Here is a 26,981-nt window from a genome sequence, read left to right on the forward strand (position 1 = left end):
GCCTCATCCCTGCTGATGGAAAGCTCACCCAATCGGACTCTTACTGCCCAAAAGCAGCAGGATAAAAAAAAAAATAATTTTTTGAACCATTTGCCTCCATCATTTGTATAAGTTTATGAAAAATAAATTAGGGGGCGCTTCATATGTCGAATAAATGGATGCTTTCATTCGTTTTGATCAGTATTATAATCGTAATTGCTTTAGGTACACTTTTGCCTATAGCGATAGGATTTAAAGTTTCAATGATTACGATAGCATGTATGATGATCATTATATTTTCCATCCTTATCCCTTTTGATAAGAAATATATCGTGCGAAAAGCTGGGAACAAAATCGACTTTACAAAAACAAAAGTTTATTTTCACTGGAATGTATTTGATACCATATCGGTTTGCATTGCAGCATACGCTTGTATATGTGTACAGGTGTTAAATTTCCTAATTTCAAGCGGATTAACAGTTCGAAATCCGTATGTACAATTTTTTACGAATCAATCACAAGTATGGACGATTGTTGCAAGTTTATATTTAATTATCCGCTTATCTCTAACATTAAAGGGGATAAAGGAGATTAAAAAACATGACGCAAATTGGGGTTGAGGAGGAATTAATGCTCGCCTATCAAAAAGGAGATGAACAAGCGGGGGAGAGATTATATGTTTTAATCAAACCGGCGTTATATACATTTTTATATCGTTTTAACCGTGATGAACAGCTGAGTATAGACCTCGTTCAAGACACATTTTTGACGTTAGAACGTAAGAAACATATGTATGCGATTGAAAAAGGAAAGATTAAAACATATTTGTTTCAAATTGGTTATCGGCTTATGATTAATAAACTGAATCGAAGAAAGAAATGGCGTTCACTTATACCATTTCTTGTACCGATTCAAGAGAAGGAATTTTCGCAAGAAGACCGTCTTACAGTGAGAGAAGCAATTTTGAAGGTTCCAGAAGACCAACGAGCGGTCCTTATTCTTTCTTATTATCATGATATGCTACAAAAGGAAATCGCAGAGGTACTAGATATTCCTATAGGAACGGTGAAATCGAGGCTTTATCATGGTATTAAGAAATTGAAGCAATTGCTGGAGGTGGATGAAATTGACCGAAAATCCCTTTGATAAAGAATATAGATTGAAACAGCATTTAGATAGTGATCATGTGGAAGTTCCTGATTTTCCGCAAAAAGTGAATAGGGGAGATCGATTTTTACGCTTTCTTGCGTCTCCGGCTAAAGATCCTGTTGAAGCGACAATTGGTAATGATTTATCAATTGTGTTTCACATCTCTCTGTTAGCTAGTGTTCCGCTCCTTTCTTTATTGACGATACTTATTGCTCGCTAGTGAAATTTTGGAAAAGTAATATAACGAAATCACAATCGAGAAATTTCCAGCTGCATTTGACAGGCATATACAAATGATGTTATAAAGAGAAGTATATAAATAATCGAGCGTGGAAAGGGAACAGTAGTGATCATTTCCCTGTTTTAGAGAGCTGATGGCCGGTGAAAATCAGCACATAAATGATCGCGAATTACGACCCTGGAGCATCTTTCTTCGATTGGATTTCATCCGAAAGGGGAAAGACGGTGATGAGCCGTTATGTGAATGAAGTGGCAGGTTTTTTATCTGCAACTAGGGTGGTAACGCGATGATTAAAATCGTCCCTTATTGAAGGGGCGATTTTTTTATGTTTTTAAATTCCGCGCACAAATTATTTTTAAAGGAGTGAATATGATGAACATTTTACAAGATCTTGAGTTTCGTGGCCTAATTAACCAACAAACGGATGCAGAAGGTTTGCAAGAACTATTAGAGAAAGAAAGTGTGAAATTATACTGCGGTTTTGACCCAACAGCTGATAGTTTACATATTGGTCATATGCTACCAATTTTAATATTACGTCGTTTCCAACAAGCAGGGCATCAGCCAATCGCACTTGTTGGCGGAGCTACAGGTTTAATTGGTGACCCAAGTGGTAAGAAAGCAGAGCGTACATTAAATGAAAAAGAAACAGTTGCCTTTTTCAGTGAGCGTATTAAAGAGCAGCTTTCTAACTTCCTAGACTTCAATAAAGAAGGTAATCCAGCAACAATCGCAAACAACTACGATTGGATTGGTTCTTTAGATTTAATTACATTCTTACGCGATATCGGTAAAAACTTTGGCTTAAACTACATGTTAGCAAAAGATACAGTTGCATCTCGTTTAGAAACAGGTATCTCATTCACTGAGTTTAGTTACATGATTTTACAATCATACGATTTCTTAAACTTATACCAAACGCACGGTTGTAGGTTACAAATTGGTGGTAGTGACCAATGGGGGAACATTACAGCTGGTTTAGAATTAATCCGTAAATCAGAAGAAGATGCGAAAGCATTCGGCTTAACTGTACCGCTTGTAACGAAATCTGATGGTACGAAGTTTGGAAAAACAGAAGGCGGAGCGGTTTGGTTAGACCCAGAAAAAACAACGCCGTACGAATTCTACCAATTCTGGATTAACACAGATGATCGTGATGTTGTGAAATACTTAAAATACTTCACATTCTTATCTCATGAAGAGATTCTTGAGTTAGAAAAACAAGTTGCAGAAGCACCTGAAAAGCGTGAAGCACAAAAAGCATTAGCTTCTGAAATGACAAAACTTGTTCACGGTGTTGAAGCATTAGAGCAAGCAATTAAAATTTCAGCAGCATTATTTAGCGGTTCTGTTGCAGAATTAACAGCAGCGGAAATTGAGCAAGGATTTAAGGATGTACCATCTGTAGAGCGTAGTGTAGAAGATGCATTGTTAGTGGATGTACTTGTGGAAAGTAAAATTTCACCGTCAAAACGTCAAGCACGCGAAGATATTACAAATGGTGCGGTTTATGTAAATGGTGAACGTACACAAGAGTTAGACTACATGATAACAGAAAAAGACCGCATTGAAGGTAAATTTACAATCATTCGCCGCGGGAAGAAAAAATATTTCTTAATTCGTTACTAACATGCCAAAAAGCGTAAGAATTCTTACGCTTTTTGCATTTTAAAGGAGAGGAGTTAACATTTTGGATATTCAGAAAATTGTAGATGAGTATATTTTAAATCCGGACAAATTAATTAGCTTTGGGGAAACCATCCTGAAAATTATTGTTATTTTTATTGCGGCAAAAGTGATTATTCGCGTAGCTTCTGTAGGAATTGAACAAATATTTAAGATGAGCAGCAAAGCGCCTGTGCGTACAAATGAAAGACGTGAAGCGACATTAACGAAGCTTTGTCAAAATATTGTTCATTATGTTGTGTATTTCATGGTCATTATGACGGTTTTAGAAACAGTAGGAATCGATATTAAAGCGCTTCTTGCTGGGGTGAGTGTTGCCGGTTTAGCAATTGGGTTTGGGGCACAAAACTTAGTAAAAGACGTTGTAACAGGATTCTTTATTATTTTCGAAGATCAATTTTCAGTTGGCGATAAAGTGAAAATTAATGATATTGACGGTATCATCGAAGAAGTAGGGCTTCGTACGACGCAGCTCGTTGCAGAAACCGGCGAGATTTACTTCGTTGCGAACAGTTCAATTACAAAAGTTGCGAACTACTCTTTAGGTGAAAAACGTAAAGAAATAGCGTAAGGGAATATGGTTGAAAAAGGACTTCGGTGATGCCGGAGTCTTATAAAATGTGTATGAGGACTTTCTTATACCAGAAGATACGGAAGAAATATTTTGTAAAAAAATATAGTGGAAAAACAAGACAAAATTGTCTTGTTTTTTTGTTTTTAGGTACTTAAAAAGGACGCACTTTAATTTATCAAAACAATTCTTATTTTTCTGTCACTTATAACGTATTCAAAATTTCTAAAAAACCCCCTTTTATTTATCTAGTGTTAATTACAAATTTAGGAATAAAAAATAAAAAAAGTAAAAAAAAATTCATTTTAATAATATTAGTGTCGATTTTTGTCTTGTTTTTAATATTTAAAATAAAATCTAATGCGTATAAACTTCTAACTGTAATATTTATGAAAAAAAGGTAAAAAATATTTTCGGATTAATATTGGTGTTTTTCTGTGATTACATGATGCCAGTAAAGAGATGGTGATTGTGAAAGAAGCTAATCATTTCTTTTATCATGAACAAAGGAGGAGATTTATTGTTTAGCACTTCAATATTTACAAATTTAGAGAAAACGACAGATTTTATCCCGAGGAAAGATAAACAAATAAAGCAATTAGGACAACTAAATAAAATTGTATCTTTTGCTAACGAACAATCGCGATTTTACCAGGAGTTATATCAAAATGTAAATGTGAATGTAAGCAATCTTAGAGAGTATGAAGAAATTCCTATGATTAGTTCTCGAGATATTATGAAAGAAATTCCGCCAAAGCATATGCTGACCAGTTCTCCTCACAATTCTTACGTATTTACAAGTGGGGGAACAACAGGAGAACCTAAACTGATTTATTTAACAGCAGATGAGCTAAAAGAAAATATATTTTTTCATGGTAAAGGTTATGCAATGGCCGGAATTAATAAAAGTGATACAGTTGCCACATTTGGAGTACCAGGATTTTTAACATCTGAGTTTACTGTTTATCTAGGACTTGAAAGAACAGGATGTACAATTGTTCCTATAGGGATGAGTTCGGATCTTGAAAGGTTATCTAGGTATATAAAAATGTTCAATGTTACAACCCTGTTAGTCATGCCTTCGGATGTCGTACCCTTAGCACAATATATAGAAAAAAACAAAAGTCAACTTTCAATAAATCGAATTGTTTATGGCGGAGAAAAAATGTATTCTTCTACCCAGAATTATTTAGAATCTGCTTTAGGAGTGAAAGATTTCAAATCAGTGTTTCAAAGTATGGATGTTGGGACTATTGGTTTTCAATGTGATTACTGTGAAGCAGGTACGTACCATATACATGATCAATTGCAGTATGTTGAGATCTTGAATGAACAAGGCCAACCTGTACAAGATGGAGAAGTTGGTGAACTTGTCATTACGAATTTAAAAAGAAAATTGATGCCAGTTATTCGATACCAAACAAATGATTTGGTATTAAAAATAGATTCTTTGTGCCCGTGTGGGAGAACGAATCAAAGGATTAAATTAATCGGAAGAAAAGGGGAAATCATTAAATTAGGTGGTGAACAAATCTTTCCGCAAATTTTCGCTCAGGCATGCAGTCATTTAGACGAGTTGACTGGAGAATTTCAATTAGTAGTAAAAAAACAGGCAAATAGAGATATGATTCATGTTTTTTTTGAAGTATCAGGAAAAGCTATGGATAAAGAAATTGAAGCAAATTTAATAAACAGAATTAGGGAGCGGATTTTAACTTATACACCGAAGCTTAAACAAATGATTCAATTACAGGTAATCGCCCCCTTAGTAATCAGTTTAGTAAGCAGAGAGAATCTTAAGGTTTCTGAAAGTTCAGGAAAAATCGTTCGAGTTATAGATCAAAGAAAATAAACGGAGGGATTTTATATGTTATTTAAACAAATTGGAGAAGAATTTCATAATTTAGCAGAAAAAAATGAAAGAGGCTTTAAAGAGACTTTAAAAGAAGTAGATCAAATCATTCAACAAGAAGGATTAATATTTAAAGAAAAGGCACTCCCTTTTTCTGTTCAGCCTTTAGCTATTACTGAAGAAGAAAACAAATATTTTCAGAGAGCTTCTGAAACACTTTCTGATGCATTAGAAATAGTGTTAGAAGCATATGAGAAAGATGACGAGATTAAGGAGTTTTTTTCATACTACAATAAATATACAAGATTAATTAACATTAATCCAAGGTATAAGCGCAAAATTAGAATCTCAAGATTTGATTGTATATGGAATGGAGGAGATGGATTTAAAGTCGTTGAACCAAATGCATGCTGCCCAGGAGGGGTTATTGTATTAGGTAAATTGAAAGAGCAATGGGCTAATCTATCATTTATTAAAGAAATTACAAGCTCTTATGAACAGGAACAATTTTTGTGTGATACACCTAATGGATTTATTAGTGAATTATTAAATGCTTATAAAGAAATGGGAGGTAATATTGATAGGCCTCAAATTGCTCTTGTAAATTATGCTGGTAACTATTCATACGAATTGGAGCACATAAAAAAATATGGTCGTGAAATGGGACATAACATTGTTATTTGTGATTTGCGAGATCTAAAATTAGATTCACAAAGGCAGCAACTTATGTATAACGAATGTCCCATCGATATTATTTATAATAAAGTTGATCAATTAGAACTAGGTAATAAAGATATGGAGGATGTAATTGAAGCATGTGAGAAAGGGCTAGTTTGTAATGTTAACTCATATCCTTCTATGTTTATCGGAGAGAGTAAAATGACATTAGCCTTACTTACAGATCCGAGATTTCAAGAAAAATATTTATCTTACGAACAAATCGAGATGGTTAATAAACATATTTTATGGACAAGAAAGTTAGAAGAAACTATAACTTCTTTTAAAGGGGAAATAATAAATTTAATTGAATATGTTATTGATAATAAAGATCGCTTTGTTTTAAAAGTTGATAATTCTACACGAGGGGAAAATGTATTTTTAGGTAAAGATACAGATGAAGAGGTATGGGCTAAAATTGTAAATGATAATAAAAATACAAATTGGATTATTCAGGAATATAACGAAATTCCAAGTGTAAGTATATTAGAATCCGAAGGTGAAAATATTGTGAAAAAAAGCAAGAAATTTGGAATTGATATATTTATGTTTGGTGGAAAATATGCTGGAGTCGTATCACGTATTTCGGATAAAGCTGTTATTAATCTTGGCCAAGGTGGATATGAGCAACCTGTAATTGTATTAAAAGATGTGAAAGAAAAGGTAATGAGTGTATGAAGACACATGTTGATGAATTTAATGTGAGTGTACGAGAGAATTCCCAATTAGCAATCAGCTCATTTAAACAATTACAAAATAAATTGGTTAAAGAGAGAGTTCTTCAGTATTATTCTGATAAAGAAACTATGATAATTCCAAAGCCTGGATTGTTAAGCGGAGAAAAATTGGACATCCTTAGTAGAGATACCAAGGCATTATTAGATATTATTGTATCTTTACCAGAACGTATATTTTCAGGGGATATCCTAAAAATGTGTACAACTTTAGGTTTTTCAGAAAAACAATATCAATTAATGATGACAACGTATCAAAATAAGAATTTGATAGCTCGCAGCGATATGTATTTTACAAAAGATGGATATAAATTTTTGGAATTTAATGTAGATAGCAGTGTTGGAGGACTAGATATAGGATATTTAAATAAAAGCATGCGTTCTTTTGAGTTTTATAAAATGCTAAAGGATTCTGAAAAATGGGATTATGTTGATCCTATGGATATATTAATAGAAAATATAAATGAACTAGCTATAAAGATTGGGAGAAACTATAGTGACATAACTATAGCTGTTATGGATTGGGATGAATATCTTGATAGTTACTATGGGACCTTAAATTATATTAAATTAAGACTAGAAGAAGCTGGATATAATGCGATTATATGCTCTCAAAAAGAAGCGGAACTTAAGGATAATATGCTTACAGTAAATGGCCGGAAAATTGATATTTTGTATCGTGCATTTTTATGTGATGATGCGCTATATAATCCAGAAGAAGTACAAGCAATTGTCCAAGCTTCCCAAGCTGGTAATCTGGAGTTGTTAACAGGATTTCATACTGAACTTTATGGAAATAAAGGAAATCTTGTGTTCCTTTCAGATCCTTATTATAGTCATTTCTTTACAAATGAAGAATTAGATTTAGTAAAAAGATGCATTCCTTGGACTCGATTTTTAAAAGACATGGTAACGTCAGAAGATAATCTAGAGGTTGAGGGAATGGAGTATATTTTAAAAAATAAAGATAAACTTGTGATTAAGGCAACGATTGGTTATGGAGGAAATGAGGTATTTTTAGGCTGGAAGTACAATGAGAATGATTGGGAAAAAGCGGTTTTAAATTTATTAAATTCTGATATTGTGTATATTGTCCAGGAAAGGGTATATCCACTTGAAGAAGAAATTCCTTTTGTAATAGAGGAAACTATTGATTTAAAGAAAGCCATCATGTGTTGGGGGGTATACATTATTAATGGAGGATTCGCAGGAGCGATGTTAAGGGGATTACCTTGTGAGCAAAGTGATGTAGTGAACCTGAAAAATGGTGCAGCTGTAACATGTCTTTTTTATAGGAGTTAAACATGAATAGATATAAGAAAATTTTGAAAATGACTATTCCAACTATCATTGAGATGAGTTCCACTAACTTAATGGGAGTGGTAAATCTTATCATTATTGGACACTTAGGTTATGAAGCAATTGCTGCAGTGGGTATTACAAACGTAGTTATATTAAATTTGTTTGCTCTATTTAGTGGCATTGGCTTCGCTGTAAACTTTTTAGTATCACAATCTTATGGAGCTAGAGATTTAAAAAAATGTGTTACATACACGTATACAGGAATATATTCTGTTATAGCTCTAGTTCCTTTTTTCTTATTATTCGCATTATTTGTGCCTTCATGGTTTTTTGGAATTATGGGGGTTTCAAAAAGTATTGCATTGATTGGAGTAGGTTATTTAGGATTAAGAATTATTTCATTTACACTGAACATGTTTCGGGTAGTATTAAATGGATTTTTTAGAGGGATAGGAAATACAAAGACTCCAATGTATTTTTCAATTTTAGGTAATACTTTAAATGTAATATTAGCACTATTGTTGGTAAATGGATTTTTATTCTTTCCTAAATTAGGTGTATTAGGTGCAGGTTGGGCATTTATTGTTTCAGAAATTGTTCAAGTTACAGGATTGCTAGTTTGCTATTTTAGGGAAAATAATGTATTTCCAACAAGAAAGCTTATAAGTTTTAAAGAAGGAGAGTTTAAACTAGTTAATATAGAGGGATTAAAGATCGGCTTAGAAGAACTAGGAATGAGTGGTGCAATGCTTGTTTTTACCATATTCATTTCTAGAGTTGGTGATATAGAATTAGCTGCTACAGAAATTGTTTTAAATGTAATATCACTCGCATATTTGCCAGGGATTGGATTTGGAATTACAGCAACAATTTTACTTGGACAACAACTTGGAAAAAGGAAACCTCTCATTGCTAAAGAAATTGGATTTGATGTAATGAAAGTAGGACTTTACTTCATTGTTCCATTTACAATCATTTATTTTTTTGGAGCGGAATATGTAGCAAAATTATTTACTACAGAAGAAGTAGTACTTTCACTAACTGCTGAAGTGTTACGTTTTGCTTCATTGTTCGTTATTTTTGATGGACTTCAATTAATTTTAGCTGGTGCTTTAAGAGGTATTGGTGATAATTCTTATACAATGAAAGTAGCTTTATTATTAGGATGGTTCATGTTTATTCCAATATCTTTTATTTTCACCTTTGTGTGGAAATTAGGGGTTTATGGTCCATGGATTGGGTTTTACATTTATATTTTAGGATTATTTGTTGCATTTGGATATAGGTATTTGAAGCTAGATTGGTCTAGTGTAGAAATGAAAGATGTGGCAGCGAGTGAAGAGTGTGTTTAATTTAGAAAACATTTAAATTGAAATATCATATAAGTGTGAATGAGCATGATACAATTTTTTTGCTTATCACTTTTTCTGAAACAAATGAGAAAGGTGAAATAACAAATTTCATTATTATGTCATGTTGAATTTTTGTTCAAAACTTTTCCGTATGTTCACTTCAAGTTCATAACAAACATGTATGCTGTAAATATCAAAAGTGATAGAAAAGAGGGAGTTATCTATATGTCACTAGAAGCATTAATTATTTTTTCACTACTAAATGCAGGACAGCTAGCAGAAAACGAAACAAGTCAATTACAAAAAAAATGTAGTGAACAACATGTTTATGTGGAGAAACAAGCAGAGAATAAAACGATGAATATAAAACTGAAATAAAGTGAAACTGCGAGATAAATGTTTTTATACAACGAAAAAAGCCAATCCAAAAGGATTGGCTTTTCATCATTAACGAGAGTAGAACTCGATAGTATTAAAAAGCCTTATTACATCAGTGTTTGAAGCAACTTTATTATTAACTAGCCCCAAAATTAGCCCCACTTTCTGCTAAGCTTTGGCTAAATAACTCTACTGACATGGACTCCATTTCTTTCAATACATGTCCATAAATTTCATAAATCATTTGTGGAGTATTCCCTAAACGTTCGGCAATCACTTTTACATTTAAACCTTGGTTTAATAATATGGTACAGTGTGTATGACGTAAGCCATGTATTGTTATTGAAGGAAGATTTGTTTTCTTTAATACCCTTCTAAAAGCATACAGGACACTGCTATCTGTTATAGGTTTCCCGGTTTGATATGATGTAAATACGAAAGATTCATCTTGTAGCTTGTACCCAAAAGATAGCATTGTTTCCATGCACCATTTACGGTATGCTTTCAATTGATTTACTAATACATCATCTATTAGAATTGTTCGATAGCTATTTTTTGTCTTGGGTGATCGTATCCCCTTATTATCTCTGGTACGTTCAATAGTAATTGTTTTATTATCAAAATCGATGTTTTTCCACTGCAATCCACAGGCTTCACCTCTACGAATTCCTGTGTATGCAACGGTCAATAAAAATGTGTAATTTGTGGTGTTTTCTTCACGTTTAGCTACTTTCAAAAATTCAACTAATTGCTCAGGGGTGAAGTAATTATTGTTTTCTTCTTTTACAGTTTCTTGGCTTGAAAGTTTAATTTTTGTGAAACGATTACGAGATAATATTTCATCTTCCACAGCTGCATTGATGGCGATCTTGAACAAGGTATGAAATAAATGAACGGTACCAGGTTTATATTTCTTTTCAAGTATATTCAAAAATTCTCTCTTATATGTGGTTCTATCCAATGTTTGCAATTTGTAGTGGCCCAGTAACGGTTTCATTTGTAGGCGAATAGCCATTTCACGTTGTGCTCGAGATGTTGGTTTCCAACTATTTTTATGAGTGTTATACCAAATGTCCAGCCATTCTCCAATGGTCATTTGATCGTGCTCGACTTGTTTAGATTCACCACGTATTGTTGCAGCCTTCACTTCTAAAAGTGATTTGAGGGCTGCCTTTTCTGATTTAAATCCACTTTTCTTTTTCTCTTTCCTTTTACCTGTATTGTCATAATACTTATGACGGTACATCCACAGTTTTTCATTCTTTGCATTGAAATAATAGTATATTTCCGGCTCTTTTGCTGATTTGTGTAACTTCACTATTACCATTCCTTTCATTGCTTTGGCTGGCGTATGCATAGGAATGGATAAGTGTTGAATTGATGCTATTTATCCTTTGAGTAATCAGATGCTTCTTGATTAAAGAAAAACGAAAACCTAGTATTTACTGAATCATATTTTTTCTCAATTTCTTTATATGAAGGATAGTTTACTTCCAGTTTTTCAAATAACACATCTAACATTTTTATAGCTAACTCTCTGTGTTCTTTATTCAGTGATTTACCGTTAAAGTAAACATCACTTTGTTCTAGAACCTCTTTTATATCTGGATATTCACGTCTACGGTATTCTTCCACTTTTGACAATTTATTTTCTTCTTCTAAGTATGCTGCTTCTTCTTCCGGTGTCATGGAATTAAAATATTCTTCTATTCCTTTTCTTTCTTGCATTTCTTCATCTGTATAAAAACCAGCACGCCATGCTAGATCATAAAAGTCAACTTCAAGAGCTTTAGATAATTTTCGAATAATATCCAATGAAGGATTTCTTTTTCCTTTTTCAATTTGTGACAGATATGGTTGAGAAACTTTAGAAGTATCAGCCAGTTTAGAGATAGTCATTGTTTTTTGCTCACGTAAACCTTTGATATATGCACCAATATTAATATTGTTTTCACTCATAAAACACCTCTCCTTTAAAACAAATGATAATTGTTTGTCATTGCAATTGCAATGAAATATAAAAAACTGTAATAAATTATTGCAATGTATTGCAATTGCAATAAAGTGGTGTTATATTTATTGCAACAGCAATAAAGGAGGGGGAACATGGAAAAAATAACGCTGACTGTCAAAGAGGTTGCAGATCTGCTAGGTGTTTCTTTAACAACTGTATATTCAATGGCTCGTATGGGAGAAATACCTCATGCAAGAATTAAAGGGAAAATTCTTTTTCATCGTCCGACAGTTGAGGCATGGTTAATTAATGGAGCTATGCAAAGCTGTGAAAAAGTAGAAGCGTAATTTAATTGATAAATAGAAAGAGGTGAAAATGGTGATTCCTGCAAATGTGCAAGTGAATATTGATGAAAAAGCAATCAAGGAATACATAATGCAGCAGATAGATCAACAACTTCATGAAACATTATTAATGGTTGATATTGAAAGATTGGTAGTAATGACATCAATGTCACGGAGATTCCTAGAAGATGAGATTTTATCTGATGCAAGAATGCGTGTCATTGAACGACGTCGTAATAGAAAACGTTGGTGGTTTTATAAGGAAGCATTTGAAGTGATAACAGAAATTGTAGATGAATGGTAAACGATAACGCTTTGGCTGGCGTGTGCATAGGAAAAACAAAGATGTTGGTCAGATGGTCTATTGCGGACCGAAAATAAATGCAAATGTTGGAAATGATAGCTGAAAAAAGACGGTAGCAACGTCAAATTGACAAAAATGAGGTGAATACATATGAACGGGGTATTATCCGCAACGAGGTTAATGAAAGCACATGAGATTGTAAAGCGATGTGCTGAAGCAAGGAACAATCCAGTGTTATTACAAGCTATGGAATTAGAAGCAAAGCAAAAATTACGTGAAATGAATAGTAAATAAGGAGCGTTGGAAACATGGGGAATTTAAGAGAACTAGCATTCAAATTAGACAATGAAACAGGCGAAATTAAAGGGCATACAGATACTTTAATTGATGTAGAAATACTGTTAGGTCAATTAAATGACAAAATGTTCGAAGTAGAAATGAAAGGCGAAGAAAGAAGCTATTACAGAGAACATCATAGAACGATTAGAATCTTGTGGCATATCATGCGGCAATTAAAAACTGAATTAATCGGAAGTGTTGAAGAATTCGATAAAATCAATACAGATTTATTCAATAAGGTTGTGAAAAATAAAACGCATGAACAATAAAAAAAGATATATGAATTAGCGGTTCATATATCTCTAAAAGCAATTATTTATCTACTTATATTTTAACATCAAGTTTCTGGAAGAGCAATAGGAGGTGAAATCTATGCTCGATAACTTTAATAATATACCAACAGAATTGAAAAATTTACCCCAGTGGGTGCTATGGCGTAAAGAAAAAAGAGATGGTAAACCAACAAAGGTTCCATATCAAGTTAATAGCAAAATGGCACAGGTGAATAATTGTAATGCTTGGTCTATCTTCGAAGAGGTAGTAGAAGTGTATCATCGAGGCGGATATAACGGCATTGGATTTGTTTTTAGTAAACAAGATAATTACGTTGGAATTGACGTGGATAAATGCGTTCAAGACGGAGATTTATCTGAATTAGCCCAGGAAATTATGAATATTGTTCCAAGTTACACTGAATATTCTCCCAGCGGTAAAGGGATTCATATTATAGCAAAAGGAAAATTACCATTAAGAGGGACGGGAACGGGGAAAAAGAATCCTAGTATAGGTCTTGAAATATATCGGCATGGTCGTTATTTTACCTTTACTGGAAACAGTATAAATAATCATCCTGTGGAAGAATCAACAGAAAACTTAAAAGTTCTTTTTCAAAAATATCTAGAAAAGAAGGAAATACCTGCAGCAACAAAAATGCCTTCTGTTTCAAGGGGAAGTAACATAAGCAATCTCTCTAATTCAGAACTATGGCAAAGAATGTTTAACAGTAAAAATGGTGGAGCTATTAGGGATTTATTTTGTGGAATGCTCATAAATAGCGATCATTCTTCCACAGATATGGCTCTAATGAACCACTTGGCATTCTGGACAGATAAAGATGCAGCAAAGATGGATTCCATGTTTAGAGAATCAACTTTAATTCGTGATAAGTGGGACAAGCCACATTCTAGTGATGGCCGTACATACGGACAAATGACTATTGATAGGGCAATTGAATCTACCCACAGTTCGGTTTCTGATTATACCCCTAGTTTCGATTACGACCGAAACAATGATGTTCATTATTCGGTAAATGAACAAGTTGAAACAATGGGTATAAAGAAAGGCTCCTGGTGGGGCGAAAATAACGGAAAGATTAGTTTTTTGCATCATATCATGGTCGACTATATTTTACAGGAAAATAAAATTGTTCGTTTTCCAAATGAAGATGGTGATATTTATGTTTACAACAAAGCTACTGGAATATATGAACTGGATAAAACGTGTAGGAAATTACGTTCACTTGTTCGTGATGCAGAAATATTAAAAAGAAATCAAGTGCGTGAAGTACAAGAATACATTATGGACATGTCACCAGTAGTAAATGAAGAATCTAAGAATTATATAGCAGTAGAAAATGGTTTATTGCATCTTGATAGTATGCAATTTAAAGAGTTTACACCAGATGTATTTGTAACCAAAAAGATACCAACAAAATATAATTCGAAGGCTTTTGATTCATTTGTTGAAAGAACGTTGATGAAAGTATCTGATGGACATCTACCTACTATCAAAAATATTCATGAAATGTTTGGAGCAGTTTTGTATCCACACTTGATAGTTCCGAAAATGTTTTATTTATATGGACGTAGTGCCCATAACGGGAAATCCACCGTTTTATATATGATACAGAAGACGTTCAATTCCGGGGAGAACATATCAGCAATAAGCCCACAGAAATTAGCGGAAAATGCTTTTGCAGGTAGTAGTATTTATGGGAAATTGGCAAATATCGTAGACGATCAACCTGATGAGGTAATACGTGATAGTGGAACATTAAAAACTATCATTACAGGTGGGTATGTCGATATCGAATATAAAGGAAAGGGTAGTCAAACAGTACAAATGAACACGGTATGTATTACAGCTAGTAATCACTATCCTAATTTTAGGGAGCATGGCAATCAGATTAATAAACGACTACATATTTTACCGTTTGATTATAATTTTATGAACGATCCAGACCGTATATCCGAAATGGAAAGCATGCAACAACTTGAAACAGTAAGTGCAAGGGAATATGTCCTGAAATTGGCGGTAGATGCTATAAAAGAAATGAAAAAACGCACGGTTGATATCCTAACATACAACGAGAAGGCAGAAGAAGCTAAACAAAAGTTTATGGAATATAATGATCCGCTTGCAGACTTCTTTTTTGAATATGATAAGCAGTTTTTTGAAGAAGTTAGAGGGACGGATGCTCTAAAGGCATATGACGAGTGGTGCAAAGATAACCATGTTCAGTATTCATTAGGGCAAAAACGATTCAAAGATTCAGTATGTACTAAGTATGAAATGGAATGGAAAGATAAGATGATAAAAATTAATGGTTCATGGAAAACGGTTAAAGGGTTTAAATCAAAATCAGCAATAAAATAGCAATAAGCACAAACCTTAGAGTTGCAAGGTTTTAGAGTGTTTGTATTGCGGAGTAAGCAATAAAGCGGCAATAAGTACGAGCCTTAGAGCCGTAAGGGTTTATAGTGTTCGTATTGCTAGTTTCTATTAATAAGTTATTAAAAATGTATTTACGTTTATAACAAATATACGTATTAATTATTTGTGAGATAAATGCACGAATGAGATATGATAGCCAGCAATAAGCAATAAAATATGTACAAGCCTTAGAGTGACAAGGAATTGGACTTATTGCTGGTTTGTTGCTTTGTTGCCAAAAGAGTAGCAATAAATCAATTTTTATTAAAGGGGTGTGTAGAAATGGCAATTAGAAAAGTTCCAAGTGTATTAGCAATTGAACGTGATGAAAAAGGAAATCTTAGTACATGGTGTCAATACTGTAGAAAGTTCCATCATCATGGAACAGGTGAAGGACACAGGGATGCGCATTGTATAGAGGAAGATAGTCCTTATATTCGTACAGGCTATATTCTAAAGAAGATGAAGTTGGGTGGTAAAGAGATTGCTAGAAAAGAGAATTAAATCTAAGTAGGTGATATGTAATTGGTTTGCCTAAAAGATTATCAAAGGTTAGAAGAAGATATCGCTTATTTAGAATACAAATTAGAAAAAACAAAAGCAGAGTTAAAACGTCAAAGCTATCGAGATAAAGATATATTACTAATGGATCCAGGTAATGAGGAAACAGAAAAGATAATAGATCAACTTAAGAAGGAGCTCGCATCTAAGAAAGAACAATTGCAACAGCTTGTTGATCTAGTGAGTAAATTCAAAGGATTAGACTACAAAATACTCAAAATGAAATATATCGATGGAATGACATTAGAAACAATAGCTGAGGAATTAAATTATAGTCCGAGCTATGTTAAACAAAAACATGCTGAGATCATGAGAAGGTTTAAGTTTGCCGAGAGATTAAAGTTAGGAGGATAGAGAACTGTGGAAGATATCGCAGCTAATAGAAATATAGATTTGTTTGGTCGTGTAGAAAACATTCGATTCAAAGATAATAACTTAATTCTGTTCTCATTCATAGATGATGTGTACGGAGAATTGCTTTGTACGGCTTATAAGAATGAATGTATTCTTTATTATCAAATTGAAATGGATAAACGATACCATTTAGAGGTCAAGTTAAAAGGATTTATTAAGGAAACAGAAAAAGGTGAAACGTATTTAAATAATGGTTTGTACGTTAAAAAGATTTATGTAGAAATGAATGATTTAGTATAGCCCCCCTATCAAAAATAACAAAATTGATGGTTTGGGAGATAGGTAGCAGGGAGTCTTCTCTCTAGTTGGATGAAAATTTTAAAAAACAAAGGGGGGGTGTTTTATATCAAAATACAAATAAAGACTGTTCAAGTCCTTGCTATATCAACAATTTAGAGCATTTTGTTTTCAATTCTAAAGATAAAAAGTAAGGTGTTTTTTTATGAGTTTAATACGCGAAAAAGTGGGGATTTTCTATCTTGTTTTTGTCGATATTTGTCGATTTTGTATTGAAAGGAGGTGAGAAAAATGGTTAGACGTTATGAAACTGCATCTAGAGCTGGAAAAGAGGTTAGATCCAAAGAAGAACTGGGAAAAGAAGTTCAACTTAGAATGAAGCTTATTAAGCAGATTAATTGTATGTTGAAAAAATTTAAATAGGTACTTAAAAAGCATAGGGTGTTCTGGACCAACATCCTATGCTCAATCAAAAAACAAAATACAAGGAGAATTATAACATGACTACAACAATTAAAAATAAAAAAGAAATTCGTTCAGCGTTTGCTAATTTTGTAACAGGGAATATTGACGAAATAGAGGCACGCTCTTTAGGAGTAAATATTAATAATGGAAAAGCAACAGTTCCAAAATCAATTGCGGCTGAAATTATTGGTTATGTAGAGCAAGAAAATCCATTACGTAAATACGGAAATGTCGTAAAAGTTGATGGAAATCTAAGCTATCCAGTTTTAAAAGGTGCTGTAACAGTTGATGCTCATAAAACAGAACGTGATAAAAATGAAATCCAGGTCAATCATTTAGGTTTAATTGCTGAATTATTAGAACCTGTGGAATTTGATTCTATTTCAACTATTAAGAAGAAGTTATTATATACATCAACTGTAAGTGTAGAGGACTTAGTTATTGATGTAATGAAAAAAGCATACTTGGTTAAAGAGATAGATTACATGATTAATGGAAATCATTCGGATGCTTTTAATGAAGGTTCATTATTGAATAAGGCAAAGATATTCACACCTATTGCAACTGATCCAGTAGCAATTATTAAAGAGTTAAAAAATAAACCATCTACTAATGTGACAAACAAAGCAAGATGGATTGTAAATAAAGCTGCTCTTGAATACGTTGAAGATTTAAAGTTACCAAATGGAGAAGCGGCCTTAAAAACAATTGATCGTGTGGACGGTGGAGTAAGCTACATGTTATTAGGATTTCCACTGGATTGCCTGGACTCAGTGGAAGGATCTACAGAAAAAGCGGCAGTATTCTATTTTGGTGATTTTGATTCGTTTACCATTCAAGAAAATTCAACAGGGTTAGAAGTTGAAACTTTGTATGAAAGATATGCTCATTTAAATGAAATTGGATTCAAATTATACAACCTTCTTGATGGCAAACTCATCTATTCAGAGGTAGAACCAACTGTGTATCGTTTGGAGATTAAATAAGACCGTTTGTTTGGTGGAAAAATAATTATTTATTATTATATAGGTTTACTTTTTTTGATAAAATGTAGTAATATTAGTTTATATTCTATAAATGGGAGATGAACTAATGAAGATTGGCCTTGGAATTGATCAGACTGCTGTTAGAGAACTTGTCAAAGCATTTACCAATTCACCAAACCATGTATTAAATGATATAAAAATTGAACATGGTTTGGATACAGGGAACTTCAGAAATGGTGGAGCTTGGGATGTTCGTTTTAAAAGAATTAAAGAAGTTGGACTAAATAATGAGCTTGTTGTTCTAACAGCGAAAAGGGGTATATGGACATTTATCTGTCTGCTTAATCTTGCAAATGGTGTGTTATTAGTATTTTCTAAAGAGAAAAATTTGGAGAGCGTGATCAAGAAATTGGGTAAAAAAAGTATTCATTATTTTCATGCCCTTGTATCTATAAACTCTGATCCGTTTGATTTAGATAGACAACAACAAGAATTATTTCCAATGTTCACAGAAGAATATGAGGCAAGAAGATTAGAAGAGGTTTTAAAGATTCTTGGTGAAGACTATCCGAAAGTGAAACAAGTTGTCTTTGTTGTTTCCCAGGAAGTAGATAGACAAGTTACGGGAGTCGAAGCTAGATTGTTTAATAAGTATTTTGAGTTAGTTGATGTAGAAGATTGGACTTCGTATGTTTCTGAAGATTATAGTGATATTTTTGTTTCTAATGAGCAAGATAATGATAGTGATATTGAAACAAAACCAATTGCAAAAATTAAAGATTCTATTAAGATAAGAAGGGATTATTTAAAACCTACAATACCTAAGAAAACAGATGATACGAAAAAAGAGGAAGACTTAAATCAATAATTTCCTCAGATAATAAGGAGGAATACACTTGTTAGAACGTCAGTTTAACGGGAAAAGAGTTAGGGAGGGAAGAATTTTTCGTGGTATAACAATTACGGAATTGGCCGAGGGACTTGGGGTAAGTAAACAAATGATTTCTAAATATGAAAATAATAAAGCTATCCCAACTTTTGAAGCCTTGTTTAGTTTAACACGCATTTTAAGATTCCCTAAAGAATATTTTTATGAAGAATCCGTTGAAGTTAAAACTGGCAATACTTATTTTAGGTCTTTACTAACTACAGGAAAAAAAGATAGAGAAATGCAGCATGACAGAGTGAAATATTTAACGATAATGCGTGCGTTATTAGAAGAATATGTTGATTTTCCAGAGCTAGATCTTCCGGATTTTGAAGAAGATAAATTAGAAGACATAGAAGAAGTTGCTAGTAAATTAAGAGAGTATTGGGGTGTTGGAGACGGACCGATAAAAAATATTGTCTATTTATTAGAAACTAAAGGGTTCGTGATGTCTTCAATTAATTTAGGGGAAAAAACGATTGATGCTTTCGGTTCTCATCATGAAATTAATGGGAAGCAATATTATTCAATAATTTTAGGGAACGAAAAAAGATCGTTTTTCAGACGACAATTTGATGTAGCTCATGAGCTTGGTCATAAAATACTACATGATCCGTATCTAAATTTGGATGATTTGAGTAAAGAAGAATTTAAACAGATTGAACAAGAAGCTAATGATTTTGCGGCAGCATTCTTATTACCTAAAGAGAGCTTTTTGAAAGATGTATTGATACATCCAACGGATCTTTCTTATTATAAGCTTTTAAAGAAAAAATGGTGTGTTTCTATTGGAGCTATGGTAATGCGAGCATATAAACTTGGAGCAATTTCTCAAAGTTCATATCAGTATATGCAGCGTTCAATAAGTCAGCAAGGTTGGCGCCAGGTTGAGCCATTAGATGAAATTAAAGAGGTTAAAGATCCAGAGGCAATGAAACAAGCTGTAGAATTGTTAATTGAAAATGATTATATGACAGGAGACGAATTTCTAGAAAAGCTTTCACAGCATTATGGTTTAAGTTTGTTTAGAGATGAAGTTGAAGAACTTCTTTGTTTAGATAAAGGATATTTAATTACAGAGACACCAATAATTAAAGAAAATATAGTTAGTTTAAAGGCACGTACAGTAAGAGCTGTGAATGAAAATGAAATTTAGTTCACATTCTAGGAGCTAGACTCAATTATGAGCTTAGCTCTTTTTTTATGAAAAATGATAAAGCAAAAAAGAATTACAATATAGATGTAACCGCCAAGGTGAATGTTGCAATATTATATCATTTAGATTAAAAAGCGCTATTCTTGGAAAGCAGTTATTGTCTTATTGGGTACTGAAGCATGGTATCAGAGATAAAAACATTTCATATTTTATATGAAGGATAATAAAAAATTGTCCAAGCTAGGCTTTATGACTTTGAGCTCTTGTGTATAATAAAGGTAGTATGAGAGGAGAAATCATGATGATGTACTTAGGTCTGTTTATGAAGATTGGTCTTCCAACGATTCTTGCACTTCTTAACCTTCATCAATGGTTATATAATAAAAAACCTAAATATTATTTTTGGTTTAAAAGAATATTTAGTAAGTGGCGTGATACTAAATGGTCAATACATGCTAATTATAAGATACCTAAAGATCTAGAGGTGTATAGGTTTTTTGAGGAATCAGTAGATGAGATATTTAGTAAAAAAGATAGAGTCGTGAATTTACCAAATAAAAAACAATATAACTTTGGTGATTTTTCTCTTCTAGTGCTTTATAATTTAGATTTTAGCAATACGGATTTAGTTACAGTAGACATTAATTTAAATCCAGTAAATGTTACTTATACAAATGCAGATGAAAAATTATCTGAATTACGAAGACTATTTATTACATTTGAAAGAAAAATCAATTGTAGCAATCCAAGTTATAATATGGATATTCATTTTGCAAAAAAAACTAATCCTTTTTATGGATTAATGATTCAAAGATTAGGACCGGAGAATGTTGATTATTTTGAATGTAAATTTAACTTATCTACTCTTAGAGGAAAAGAAACAGATCAAATAATACGGAATAATAAAAACTTAAGGGTCTTTAAGGAAAAAATCACCATTAATGAGAATTCTTTTGATATAATCGAAGAGATTGCTAAAGATATTCTACTAATGAGGTGAATTTATGTTAAGCATCAGTATATTTGACAAAACAAGTGGAGAAGCAAATGAAGAACTAAGAACTAACCATCGAGAAGAGGTTCGGACGATTAACGACTTTGAAGAAAGATTGGAAACATACATTATTCAGAATGAAACAAGTCCAACTGGTTATACAAATTATCGTATTATTACTGATGCGGTTTACAATCAAAGGGTTCGAGTAAAGGGAGAATATGTGGATCAGGTAATACGTCAAGAATTGCACGAAGCATATTTCCAACCGAACCGTGCGAGAGATATAGGTCACTTAATTACATTATGTAGAAAAGAAGATGCTGAAAAGGTAAAGAATATTTTTGAGGAACTATATGGCTTTACCTTTGTGAGACATCCTTTTAATATTTTAGAAATAATTAATGCGTCAACTGATGTAAGAAGTGCAAGGTTTGATGTTCAAATTGAAACGGTAAATGGTGTAACGATGCGTGGAACAGCTGTACACAATACTCAATATTATACTAACATGCTTAATTCTGGAGAGTTAAAGGCGGTTATAGTGACTTTCGATATGCCTTATCAAGCTGTTACTTTCCGTATTTCAGTAGATGGTTCAATTTTGTTATATAATAATTTGGATGACTATCAAATTCTAGAACTTGTTGAAGAATTATTAAGATTATAATTTTAAGCCCTGGCTATATAATTAGCTAGGGCTTTTTGTTTCTTTTTAAATTTGTTGTGGAATGTAGTTGTAAATTATAATTTACGGTTTTAACCAAGACTCTTTTTGTGATTAGCAATATGAAGGTGAGTTTTTTAAAGGTATTAATATAGATAAAAGCGAACTTATCCATATTCAAAATGACAGGGATAGGCAGGTGGAAATTCAAACTCACGCTTCTATATCATAGAATGTGAGTTTGAAAGTTGGAAATAAAAAATAGTAGGGATAAAATTAGTTTGAACTTTTATTAATCAGATAAAATTACAAGCTGGTTTTTGTGATACAAATGGGCATTAGTATTTAAAAATTCTCTAACTTTCCCGGCATTCATACGAGGTGTACATAATGCGCATACCGCAATATGTTGTCCGGTTTTTATATCTTCTGGTGAAAGTGTTCCAGCATCGAAAAAAATAGATGGTGAAGGAATTTGTTCTATTCCCTTGCTATTAATACCTTTTTTTCCCCAACGAAGGTTTATAGCATATTTACCTGACATTTCTATATACCGCACACTGTCTACGATGCCCTCTATGCAAATAGGATGTCTGTTTTTCCATTCTAGTTTTTTGATGTAATTGAACGATTGTATATAACGGTGGGGTTCGTAATAAAAATCATTCCATTTTATTTTTCTTCCATGCATTTCAATTTCAATAATAGAGTTTAGTTCGTTCTGTTTTTCCAAGATGTTACGTAACTCAATTATCTTTTTCATAGTTGATAAGTATGAGTTTAGTTTTCCTCTAGAGTGATAATTTCTATCCTTCTGATTCAGTGTTTTGTTTTGGTCTTTCCCTTGTTTTGTATCTTGTTTTCCCAATTCTTCTAAAGGCTCATGAATCATTGTTAGGCGAAAGGAAAAAGTTTTGTCTGTTATGCTTTTTAAAATGTCATTATCTGAATCGCGTGCTATCATATTGATCCGGCCGATTGTATTATATGAGCAGAATTCTTTGTGGTTTTCGCCTCCTTTTCGGTAAAAAAGTGCAGGAATTTCTCTTTCATTTCTTGGATGTCTTGTACGATGTGCCACGGATATTCTACAGCTTTCACATTCTAACCCTTTTTTTAAGTGTTCATTTGCAGGTTTATCTACTTCTTGTGCTGAAACCTTTTCGTTCAAAATGGTGGAGTAAGCTTCTTGCATTGTTACTGCCATTTTCTCGCCTCCTAATAAATTTACTGCCATAATAAAATGTTGTTATATAGGATATTTTACCATTATCAGCATTTGAAGTGGTTAATTTTGGAAATGAATATTTACCGTGAAAGAAAAAACATTTCGTATTTGAAGATAATTTGATTCTTGTAAGAAGTATGTAGAGGGTGTGCTCAATGATGAATAGTCCCTCTTTTATACTTTCACAAGTTTTTTAAAAAAGGTATTAATACAAATAGAGGGGAATTTATCCATATTCAAAATGAAAGGGTGATTAAATGATAATCAGAGAAGGAATTGAAGTCACTAAAATAACTTTAGATGGTTATGAATTACCGATTCCAGAAGGTTTTTCTGACTTTCTACTTCGTGCTGGATATTGGGTATATGGTGAAGAAGTAGAATCATCAATTGATGAAGAATTTTTGTCGAATTATGAAAGTAAAACTTTTATGAAAGATGGTCAACTATGTACCACACTTACTTACAAAGGAAATAAAAAGAAAAGAGGTAAAAAATCATGAGTGAAAGGGTGAGATATTAATGGAACGTAAAAAACGTACAATATTGGATAATCCACCAAGTGAGGAAACAGCATTAAAAATGGCGGAATTTTTTATGAGAACTTCGGTACCTCGTATATTGGCGACGGAAAAAGCGGAGAGGGAGGCTAAAAAAATTAGGGTAGAGGAAAAGAGAGATGGATGATAAAGATAATTAAAATATGCTAATTCATTTTCTTATTTTGTTTACACTTACCCATTACTATACACACGCCAGCCTTTTTTATTGTGGCCCCAAACTGGCCCCAATTGCATTCTTTTTTATGCTTTATCCTGCGTTATTAAATGAAATAAAAAAAGCCCAGAAACCTTGATTTAACAAGATTTCTAAGACTTTTAATACTACTCTTTGCAGAGCATCGAGATTAACGAGAGTAGAACTCTACGATTAACGCTTCGTTGATTTCAGCAGCTAACTCAGCGCGCTCTGGTAAGCGAGTGAAAGTAGCTTCTAATTTGTCAGCATCGAAAGTTAAGTACTCAGGTACGAAGTTGTTAACTTCGATAGCTTCTTTAACTACAGCTAGGTTTAGAGATTTTTCGCGAACGCTGATAGTTTGGCCTGGTTTAACGCGGTAAGATGGGATATCTACGCGAGCGCCATCTACCATGATGTGACCGTGGTTTACTAATTGACGAGCAGCGCGACGAGTGCGAGCTAAGCCCATGCGGTAAACTAGGTTGTCAAGGCGAGCTTCAAGAAGGATCATGAAGTTTTCACCGTGTTTACCCATCATTTTACCAGCTTGGTCAAATGTGCGACGGAATTGACGCTCAGTCATGCCGTACATGTGACGAAGTTTTTGTTTTTCTTGTAATTGTAAACCGTATTCAGAAAGTTTCTTACGTTGGTTAGGACCGTGTGGACCTGGTGCGTAAGGGCGTTTTTCTAATTCTTTACCTGTGCCGCTTAGAGAGATTCCAAGACGACGAGAAAGTTTCCAAGATGGACCTGTATAACGAGCCATGAATGACTCCTCCTTTAAAATGTTTTTATTTTTGTAAAATAAAAACAGACGTAATTGACATTTATGCGTATTTCATTTTCATGTATCCTCGCTCCAGCAGCAGGGAGTTACACGATACACCTCATTGTGAGGAACAAAATACAAACAATAAACTCACATTACAAGGCTGCCTTTTTATTTTACACAAAGGCTATTATATCTGCTTATTAGGAGGGAGTCAAGAACATCAAATTTCATTTTATACATTTAAATTTTGGAAAAGTGCAAGAAGGAATTTTATAAACACTCATGGAATGGATAGCAACAGAAAGAAAACGCTTACATAAGATGAAATATAAGGGGGATGTTTGTATGAAAAAGAAACATATCGAAACGACGTTAATTCATCATGGGTATGATGCAGCACAGCATAAAGGAAGTTTAACACCGCCGTTATTCCAAACATCTACGTATACATTTGAAACAGCGCAGCAAGGAGAAGAAAGCTTTGCTGGATATGATTCAGCTTATATTTATTCTAGACTTGGCAATCCGACAGTTGAGTTATTTGAGGAAAGAATGGCAGCATTAGAAGAAGGAGAAGCGGCACTTGCGTTTGGCTCCGGTATGGCAGCTATTTCAGGAACACTTTTGGCCTTTTTAAAAGCAGGAGATCATATTATTTGTTCGAATGGCTTATACGGTTGTACGTATGGCTTTTTAGAAGTGTTAGAAGAGAAATTTGCAATTACGCATACATTATGCGAAATGGAAACAGAAGAGGAGATTAAAAGTAGTATTGGGCCGAATACAAAAATCATTTTTGTAGAAACACCGATTAATCCAACGATGAAATTAATTGATTTAGAACTTGTCGTTAAAGTAGCAAAGCAGCATGGACTGCTCGTTATTGTTGATAATACATTTTGTTCACCGTACTTGCAAAGACCACTTACAGTAGGTTGTGATATCGTCTTGCACAGTGCGACAAAATATATTGGCGGTCATGGTGATGTTGTGGCCGGTGTTACAATTTGTAAAACGAAGGAGCTTGCCGAAAAAATTCGTCCTATTCGTAAAGATGTTGGCGGGATTATGGCACCGTTTGATGCATGGTTACTTTTACGAGGTTTAAAAACATTAGCAGTTCGAATGGATCGCCATTCTGACAATGCCGAAAAAATTGCTGCCTTTCTTCGAAATCATGAACTAGTAGAAGATGTTTGGTATCCAGAAGGAATGCTTGCAAATAAACAAATGAAGCGCGGAGGCGGTGTGCTGTCGTTTACAGTAAAGGGTGGGAAAATGGAAGCGCAAGCTGTAATGGACAACTTAAAATTAATTGCAATTGCAGTGAGTCTTGGTGATACAGAAACGTTAATTCAGCATCCAGCAACGATGACACATGCGGTGATTCCAAAACATGTTCGTGAGCAGATGGGGATTTCTGATAATTTATTACGCTTATCTGCAGGGCTTGAGTCCTGGGAAGATATTGTAAGGGACTTAGCGCACGCACTGCAAAAAGAAAAAACAGCTTTATCGTAAGAAAAATGCTGTCTATTCAATATATCGACCGTTTCTTAGAATATATCGGCGATTCGACACGATATAAAGACCCTTCAACGATGCTCGACGCTCCAAACGCACTAAAAAGAGCTGACCCTAAGTCAGCTCCTTTGCATTATATATGTTTCAATAAAGTTGCGACAAATTTCTCTAAATATGTTTGATCTATTTCATCGAAGCGCCCTTTAGTTGGACTATCGATGTCTAGTACGCCGATGACTTCATCGTTTTTGATAAGCGGTATAACAATTTCTGAATTAGAGGCTGCATCGCAGGTGATATGTCCAGGGAACTTGTGAACATCAGCGACAAGTTGTGTTGTTTTCGTTTCTGCTGCTGTGCCGCATACACCGCGGCCAAATGGAATGCGAACACAAGCTGGTAATCCTTGGAATGGACCAAGTACAAGCTGATTTCCTTCTGTTACATAAAAACCTACCCAGTTAATATCTTGTAAAAACACATTGAGTAAAGCAGATGCATTTGCTAAGTTAGCTACTACATTTGATTCACCTGTTAATAAAGCATCGAGTTGTTTAATTACTGCTCTGTATTGCTCTTCACGTGTACCTGTATATCCTTCTGCTGTAAACATGGAAACGCCGCCCTTTCTGTAGGTAAATGTAAAGTTATTGCAAAATAAGCTATAATTCGCAAGACTTTGTCGATAGAA

32 protein-coding genes and 1 other annotated feature are annotated in these 26,981 nt (G+C 33.5%); of the genes, 27 read left to right on the forward strand and 5 right to left on the reverse strand.

Annotated features, from left to right (window positions below; all coding sequences use genetic code 11):
* The first annotated feature begins 143 nt into the window (after nucleotides 1-143).
* The 10 genes from WAZ07_RS00925 to WAZ07_RS00970 all read left to right on the forward strand — a co-directional run bounded on the left by WAZ07_RS00925 (nucleotide 144) and on the right by WAZ07_RS00970 (nucleotide 9,961).
* Complete coding sequence (locus WAZ07_RS00925; RefSeq protein ID WP_336470964.1) at nucleotides 144-599, forward strand: hypothetical protein; 456 nt, start codon at nucleotides 144-146, stop codon at nucleotides 597-599.
* Nucleotides 580-1,125: an RNA polymerase sigma factor gene (locus tag WAZ07_RS00930; RefSeq protein WP_336470965.1), complete on the forward strand. Its 546-nt coding sequence runs from the start codon at nucleotides 580-582 to the stop codon at nucleotides 1,123-1,125. The genes WAZ07_RS00925 and WAZ07_RS00930 overlap by 20 nt, the downstream gene beginning before the upstream one ends.
* Nucleotides 1,106-1,348 (forward strand): hypothetical protein, encoded by a 243-nt coding sequence (locus WAZ07_RS00935; protein WP_336470966.1) that lies wholly within the window; start codon nucleotides 1,106-1,108, stop codon nucleotides 1,346-1,348. The genes WAZ07_RS00930 and WAZ07_RS00935 overlap by 20 nt, the downstream gene beginning before the upstream one ends.
* Before the next feature lie 101 nt (nucleotides 1,349-1,449).
* Nucleotides 1,450-1,676 (forward strand) — a binding site (T-box leader).
* Between the two features lie 65 nt (nucleotides 1,677-1,741).
* Nucleotides 1,742-2,998 (forward strand): tyrosine--tRNA ligase, encoded by a 1,257-nt coding sequence (gene tyrS / locus WAZ07_RS00940; protein WP_336471402.1) that lies wholly within the window; start codon nucleotides 1,742-1,744, stop codon nucleotides 2,996-2,998.
* Nucleotides 2,999-3,059: 61 nt separating this feature from the next.
* Nucleotides 3,060-3,626, forward strand: coding sequence for a mechanosensitive ion channel family protein (locus WAZ07_RS00945; RefSeq protein WP_090918231.1), 567 nt, complete (start codon nucleotides 3,060-3,062; stop codon nucleotides 3,624-3,626).
* A gap of 520 nt (nucleotides 3,627-4,146) precedes the next feature.
* Entirely contained in the window at nucleotides 4,147-5,478 is a 1,332-nt protein-coding gene (locus WAZ07_RS00950) for a phenylacetate--CoA ligase family protein (RefSeq protein WP_090918229.1), read from the forward strand.
* A 15-nt stretch (nucleotides 5,479-5,493) separates the two neighbouring features.
* Nucleotides 5,494-6,873 (forward strand): ATP-grasp domain-containing protein, encoded by a 1,380-nt coding sequence (locus WAZ07_RS00955; RefSeq protein ID WP_336470967.1) that lies wholly within the window; start codon nucleotides 5,494-5,496, stop codon nucleotides 6,871-6,873.
* Nucleotides 6,870-8,231 (forward strand): glutathionylspermidine synthase family protein, encoded by a 1,362-nt coding sequence (locus tag WAZ07_RS00960; RefSeq protein ID WP_336470968.1) that lies wholly within the window; start codon nucleotides 6,870-6,872, stop codon nucleotides 8,229-8,231. The genes WAZ07_RS00955 and WAZ07_RS00960 overlap by 4 nt, the downstream gene beginning before the upstream one ends.
* A gap of 2 nt (nucleotides 8,232-8,233) precedes the next feature.
* Nucleotides 8,234-9,583: an MATE family efflux transporter gene (locus WAZ07_RS00965; protein ID WP_336470969.1), complete on the forward strand. Its 1,350-nt coding sequence runs from the start codon at nucleotides 8,234-8,236 to the stop codon at nucleotides 9,581-9,583.
* A 225-nt stretch (nucleotides 9,584-9,808) separates the two neighbouring features.
* Nucleotides 9,809-9,961 (forward strand): transporter, encoded by a 153-nt coding sequence (locus tag WAZ07_RS00970; protein WP_090918221.1) that lies wholly within the window; start codon nucleotides 9,809-9,811, stop codon nucleotides 9,959-9,961.
* 136 nt (nucleotides 9,962-10,097) lie between these two features.
* On the opposite strand, the gene WAZ07_RS00975 is transcribed toward WAZ07_RS00970, so the two are convergent.
* Both WAZ07_RS00975 and WAZ07_RS00980 read right to left on the reverse strand, forming a co-directional pair.
* The gene (locus tag WAZ07_RS00975; protein WP_461781903.1) at nucleotides 10,098-11,279 is read right to left on the reverse strand and encodes a site-specific integrase; all 1,182 of its coding nucleotides are present in this window, start codon (nucleotides 11,277-11,279) and stop codon (nucleotides 10,098-10,100) included.
* Between the two features lie 65 nt (nucleotides 11,280-11,344).
* Nucleotides 11,345-11,920 (reverse strand): helix-turn-helix domain-containing protein, encoded by a 576-nt coding sequence (locus WAZ07_RS00980; RefSeq protein ID WP_336470971.1) that lies wholly within the window; start codon nucleotides 11,918-11,920, stop codon nucleotides 11,345-11,347.
* A gap of 147 nt (nucleotides 11,921-12,067) precedes the next feature.
* Here WAZ07_RS00980 and WAZ07_RS00985 point away from each other — a divergent pair, with 147 nt between their 5' ends.
* The 14 genes from WAZ07_RS00985 (at nucleotide 12,068) to WAZ07_RS01050 (ending at nucleotide 22,025) form a co-directional block, all read left to right on the forward strand.
* The gene (locus WAZ07_RS00985; protein WP_336470972.1) at nucleotides 12,068-12,262 is read left to right on the forward strand and encodes a helix-turn-helix domain-containing protein; all 195 of its coding nucleotides are present in this window, start codon (nucleotides 12,068-12,070) and stop codon (nucleotides 12,260-12,262) included.
* 31 nt (nucleotides 12,263-12,293) lie between these two features.
* Nucleotides 12,294-12,563 (forward strand): hypothetical protein, encoded by a 270-nt coding sequence (locus WAZ07_RS00990; protein ID WP_336471403.1) that lies wholly within the window; start codon nucleotides 12,294-12,296, stop codon nucleotides 12,561-12,563.
* A 150-nt stretch (nucleotides 12,564-12,713) separates the two neighbouring features.
* A complete protein-coding gene (locus WAZ07_RS00995) occupies nucleotides 12,714-12,857 on the forward strand; it encodes a hypothetical protein (protein WP_336470973.1) in 144 nt (47 codons plus the stop codon).
* A 14-nt stretch (nucleotides 12,858-12,871) separates the two neighbouring features.
* Nucleotides 12,872-13,171 (forward strand): hypothetical protein, encoded by a 300-nt coding sequence (locus WAZ07_RS01000; protein ID WP_336470974.1) that lies wholly within the window; start codon nucleotides 12,872-12,874, stop codon nucleotides 13,169-13,171.
* 103 nt (nucleotides 13,172-13,274) lie between these two features.
* Complete coding sequence (locus WAZ07_RS01005) at nucleotides 13,275-15,557, forward strand: phage/plasmid primase, P4 family (RefSeq protein WP_336470975.1); 2,283 nt, start codon at nucleotides 13,275-13,277, stop codon at nucleotides 15,555-15,557.
* 339 nt (nucleotides 15,558-15,896) lie between these two features.
* The gene (locus WAZ07_RS01010) at nucleotides 15,897-16,118 is read left to right on the forward strand and encodes a hypothetical protein (RefSeq protein WP_336470976.1); all 222 of its coding nucleotides are present in this window, start codon (nucleotides 15,897-15,899) and stop codon (nucleotides 16,116-16,118) included.
* A 21-nt stretch (nucleotides 16,119-16,139) separates the two neighbouring features.
* Complete coding sequence (locus WAZ07_RS01015) at nucleotides 16,140-16,529, forward strand: sigma factor-like helix-turn-helix DNA-binding protein (RefSeq protein ID WP_336470977.1); 390 nt, start codon at nucleotides 16,140-16,142, stop codon at nucleotides 16,527-16,529.
* Nucleotides 16,530-16,535: 6 nt separating this feature from the next.
* Complete coding sequence (locus WAZ07_RS01020; RefSeq protein ID WP_336470978.1) at nucleotides 16,536-16,829, forward strand: hypothetical protein; 294 nt, start codon at nucleotides 16,536-16,538, stop codon at nucleotides 16,827-16,829.
* 288 nt (nucleotides 16,830-17,117) lie between these two features.
* The gene (locus tag WAZ07_RS01025; RefSeq protein WP_336470979.1) at nucleotides 17,118-17,249 is read left to right on the forward strand and encodes a hypothetical protein; all 132 of its coding nucleotides are present in this window, start codon (nucleotides 17,118-17,120) and stop codon (nucleotides 17,247-17,249) included.
* Between the two features lie 38 nt (nucleotides 17,250-17,287).
* The gene (locus tag WAZ07_RS01030) at nucleotides 17,288-18,277 is read left to right on the forward strand and encodes a phage major capsid protein (RefSeq protein WP_336470980.1); all 990 of its coding nucleotides are present in this window, start codon (nucleotides 17,288-17,290) and stop codon (nucleotides 18,275-18,277) included.
* Between the two features lie 106 nt (nucleotides 18,278-18,383).
* Entirely contained in the window at nucleotides 18,384-19,145 is a 762-nt protein-coding gene (locus tag WAZ07_RS01035; RefSeq protein ID WP_336470981.1) for a DUF5986 family protein, read from the forward strand.
* Nucleotides 19,146-19,173: 28 nt separating this feature from the next.
* Entirely contained in the window at nucleotides 19,174-20,361 is a 1,188-nt protein-coding gene (locus WAZ07_RS01040; protein WP_336470982.1) for a helix-turn-helix domain-containing protein, read from the forward strand.
* A gap of 298 nt (nucleotides 20,362-20,659) precedes the next feature.
* On the forward strand, nucleotides 20,660-21,361 hold the full coding sequence (locus tag WAZ07_RS01045; protein WP_336470983.1) for a hypothetical protein: 702 nt from the start codon (nucleotides 20,660-20,662) through the stop codon (nucleotides 21,359-21,361).
* A gap of 4 nt (nucleotides 21,362-21,365) precedes the next feature.
* Nucleotides 21,366-22,025, forward strand: coding sequence for a hypothetical protein (locus WAZ07_RS01050; RefSeq protein WP_336470984.1), 660 nt, complete (start codon nucleotides 21,366-21,368; stop codon nucleotides 22,023-22,025).
* Between the two features lie 289 nt (nucleotides 22,026-22,314).
* Here the strand turns inward: WAZ07_RS01050 and WAZ07_RS01055 are convergent, their stop codons facing one another.
* On the reverse strand, nucleotides 22,315-23,229 hold the full coding sequence (locus tag WAZ07_RS01055) for a hypothetical protein (protein WP_336470985.1): 915 nt from the start codon (nucleotides 23,227-23,229) through the stop codon (nucleotides 22,315-22,317).
* A 278-nt stretch (nucleotides 23,230-23,507) separates the two neighbouring features.
* On the opposite strand from WAZ07_RS01055, the gene WAZ07_RS01060 reads away from it, so the two are divergent.
* The gene (locus WAZ07_RS01060) at nucleotides 23,508-23,753 is read left to right on the forward strand and encodes a hypothetical protein (RefSeq protein ID WP_336470986.1); all 246 of its coding nucleotides are present in this window, start codon (nucleotides 23,508-23,510) and stop codon (nucleotides 23,751-23,753) included.
* A gap of 19 nt (nucleotides 23,754-23,772) precedes the next feature.
* Nucleotides 23,773-23,937, forward strand: a complete 165-nt coding sequence (locus WAZ07_RS01065; protein WP_336470987.1) for a hypothetical protein — start codon at nucleotides 23,773-23,775, stop codon at nucleotides 23,935-23,937.
* Nucleotides 23,938-24,157: 220 nt separating this feature from the next.
* On the opposite strand, the gene rpsD is transcribed toward WAZ07_RS01065, so the two are convergent.
* Entirely contained in the window at nucleotides 24,158-24,760 is a 603-nt protein-coding gene (gene rpsD, locus WAZ07_RS01070) for a 30S ribosomal protein S4 (RefSeq protein ID WP_090918220.1), read from the reverse strand.
* A 351-nt stretch (nucleotides 24,761-25,111) separates the two neighbouring features.
* Between rpsD and megL the strand changes: the two genes are divergently transcribed.
* Nucleotides 25,112-26,287 carry a methionine gamma-lyase gene (gene megL, locus WAZ07_RS01075; RefSeq protein WP_090918218.1) on the forward strand — a complete coding sequence of 392 codons (1,176 nt, stop codon included), beginning with the start codon at nucleotides 25,112-25,114 and terminating at the stop codon, nucleotides 26,285-26,287.
* A gap of 136 nt (nucleotides 26,288-26,423) precedes the next feature.
* Here the strand turns inward: megL and WAZ07_RS01080 are convergent, their stop codons facing one another.
* Nucleotides 26,424-26,903 (reverse strand): GAF domain-containing protein, encoded by a 480-nt coding sequence (locus WAZ07_RS01080; RefSeq protein WP_336470988.1) that lies wholly within the window; start codon nucleotides 26,901-26,903, stop codon nucleotides 26,424-26,426.
* Between the last annotated feature and the right edge of the window lie 78 nt (nucleotides 26,904-26,981).

The organism is Bacillus bruguierae (assembly GCF_037104725.1).
GTDB lineage: Bacteria > Bacillota > Bacilli > Bacillales > Bacillaceae_G > Bacillus_A > Bacillus_A bruguierae.

What these genes read in the sequence shown, in the direction of transcription:
- WAZ07_RS00925 (WP_336470964.1), top strand. Translation starts at nt 144, where the DNA reads ATGTCGAATAAATGGATGCTTTCATTCGTTTTGATCAGTATTATAATC.
- WAZ07_RS00930 (WP_336470965.1), top strand. Translation starts at nt 580, where the DNA reads ATGACGCAAATTGGGGTTGAGGAGGAATTAATGCTCGCCTATCAAAAA.
- tyrS (WP_336471402.1), top strand. Translation starts at nt 1,742, where the DNA reads ATGAACATTTTACAAGATCTTGAGTTTCGTGGCCTAATTAACCAACAA.
- WAZ07_RS00955 (WP_336470967.1), top strand. Translation starts at nt 5,494, where the DNA reads ATGTTATTTAAACAAATTGGAGAAGAATTTCATAATTTAGCAGAAAAA.
- WAZ07_RS00960 (WP_336470968.1), top strand. Translation starts at nt 6,870, where the DNA reads ATGAAGACACATGTTGATGAATTTAATGTGAGTGTACGAGAGAATTCC.
- WAZ07_RS00965 (WP_336470969.1), top strand. Translation starts at nt 8,234, where the DNA reads ATGAATAGATATAAGAAAATTTTGAAAATGACTATTCCAACTATCATT.
- WAZ07_RS00970 (WP_090918221.1), top strand. Translation starts at nt 9,809, where the DNA reads ATGTCACTAGAAGCATTAATTATTTTTTCACTACTAAATGCAGGACAG.
- WAZ07_RS00980 (WP_336470971.1), bottom strand. Translation starts at nt 11,920, where the DNA reads ATGAGTGAAAACAATATTAATATTGGTGCATATATCAAAGGTTTACGT.
- WAZ07_RS00985 (WP_336470972.1), top strand. Translation starts at nt 12,068, where the DNA reads ATGGAAAAAATAACGCTGACTGTCAAAGAGGTTGCAGATCTGCTAGGT.
- WAZ07_RS00995 (WP_336470973.1), top strand. Translation starts at nt 12,714, where the DNA reads ATGAACGGGGTATTATCCGCAACGAGGTTAATGAAAGCACATGAGATT.
- WAZ07_RS01000 (WP_336470974.1), top strand. Translation starts at nt 12,872, where the DNA reads ATGGGGAATTTAAGAGAACTAGCATTCAAATTAGACAATGAAACAGGC.
- WAZ07_RS01005 (WP_336470975.1), top strand. Translation starts at nt 13,275, where the DNA reads ATGCTCGATAACTTTAATAATATACCAACAGAATTGAAAAATTTACCC.
- WAZ07_RS01010 (WP_336470976.1), top strand. Translation starts at nt 15,897, where the DNA reads ATGGCAATTAGAAAAGTTCCAAGTGTATTAGCAATTGAACGTGATGAA.
- WAZ07_RS01025 (WP_336470979.1), top strand. Translation starts at nt 17,118, where the DNA reads ATGGTTAGACGTTATGAAACTGCATCTAGAGCTGGAAAAGAGGTTAGA.
- WAZ07_RS01030 (WP_336470980.1), top strand. Translation starts at nt 17,288, where the DNA reads ATGCTCAATCAAAAAACAAAATACAAGGAGAATTATAACATGACTACA.
- WAZ07_RS01035 (WP_336470981.1), top strand. Translation starts at nt 18,384, where the DNA reads ATGAAGATTGGCCTTGGAATTGATCAGACTGCTGTTAGAGAACTTGTC.
- WAZ07_RS01045 (WP_336470983.1), top strand. Translation starts at nt 20,660, where the DNA reads ATGATGATGTACTTAGGTCTGTTTATGAAGATTGGTCTTCCAACGATT.
- WAZ07_RS01050 (WP_336470984.1), top strand. Translation starts at nt 21,366, where the DNA reads ATGTTAAGCATCAGTATATTTGACAAAACAAGTGGAGAAGCAAATGAA.
- WAZ07_RS01055 (WP_336470985.1), bottom strand. Translation starts at nt 23,229, where the DNA reads ATGGCAGTAACAATGCAAGAAGCTTACTCCACCATTTTGAACGAAAAG.
- WAZ07_RS01060 (WP_336470986.1), top strand. Translation starts at nt 23,508, where the DNA reads ATGATAATCAGAGAAGGAATTGAAGTCACTAAAATAACTTTAGATGGT.
- WAZ07_RS01065 (WP_336470987.1), top strand. Translation starts at nt 23,773, where the DNA reads ATGGAACGTAAAAAACGTACAATATTGGATAATCCACCAAGTGAGGAA.
- rpsD (WP_090918220.1), bottom strand. Translation starts at nt 24,760, where the DNA reads ATGGCTCGTTATACAGGTCCATCTTGGAAACTTTCTCGTCGTCTTGGA.
- megL (WP_090918218.1), top strand. Translation starts at nt 25,112, where the DNA reads ATGAAAAAGAAACATATCGAAACGACGTTAATTCATCATGGGTATGAT.
- WAZ07_RS01080 (WP_336470988.1), bottom strand. Translation starts at nt 26,903, where the DNA reads ATGTTTACAGCAGAAGGATATACAGGTACACGTGAAGAGCAATACAGA.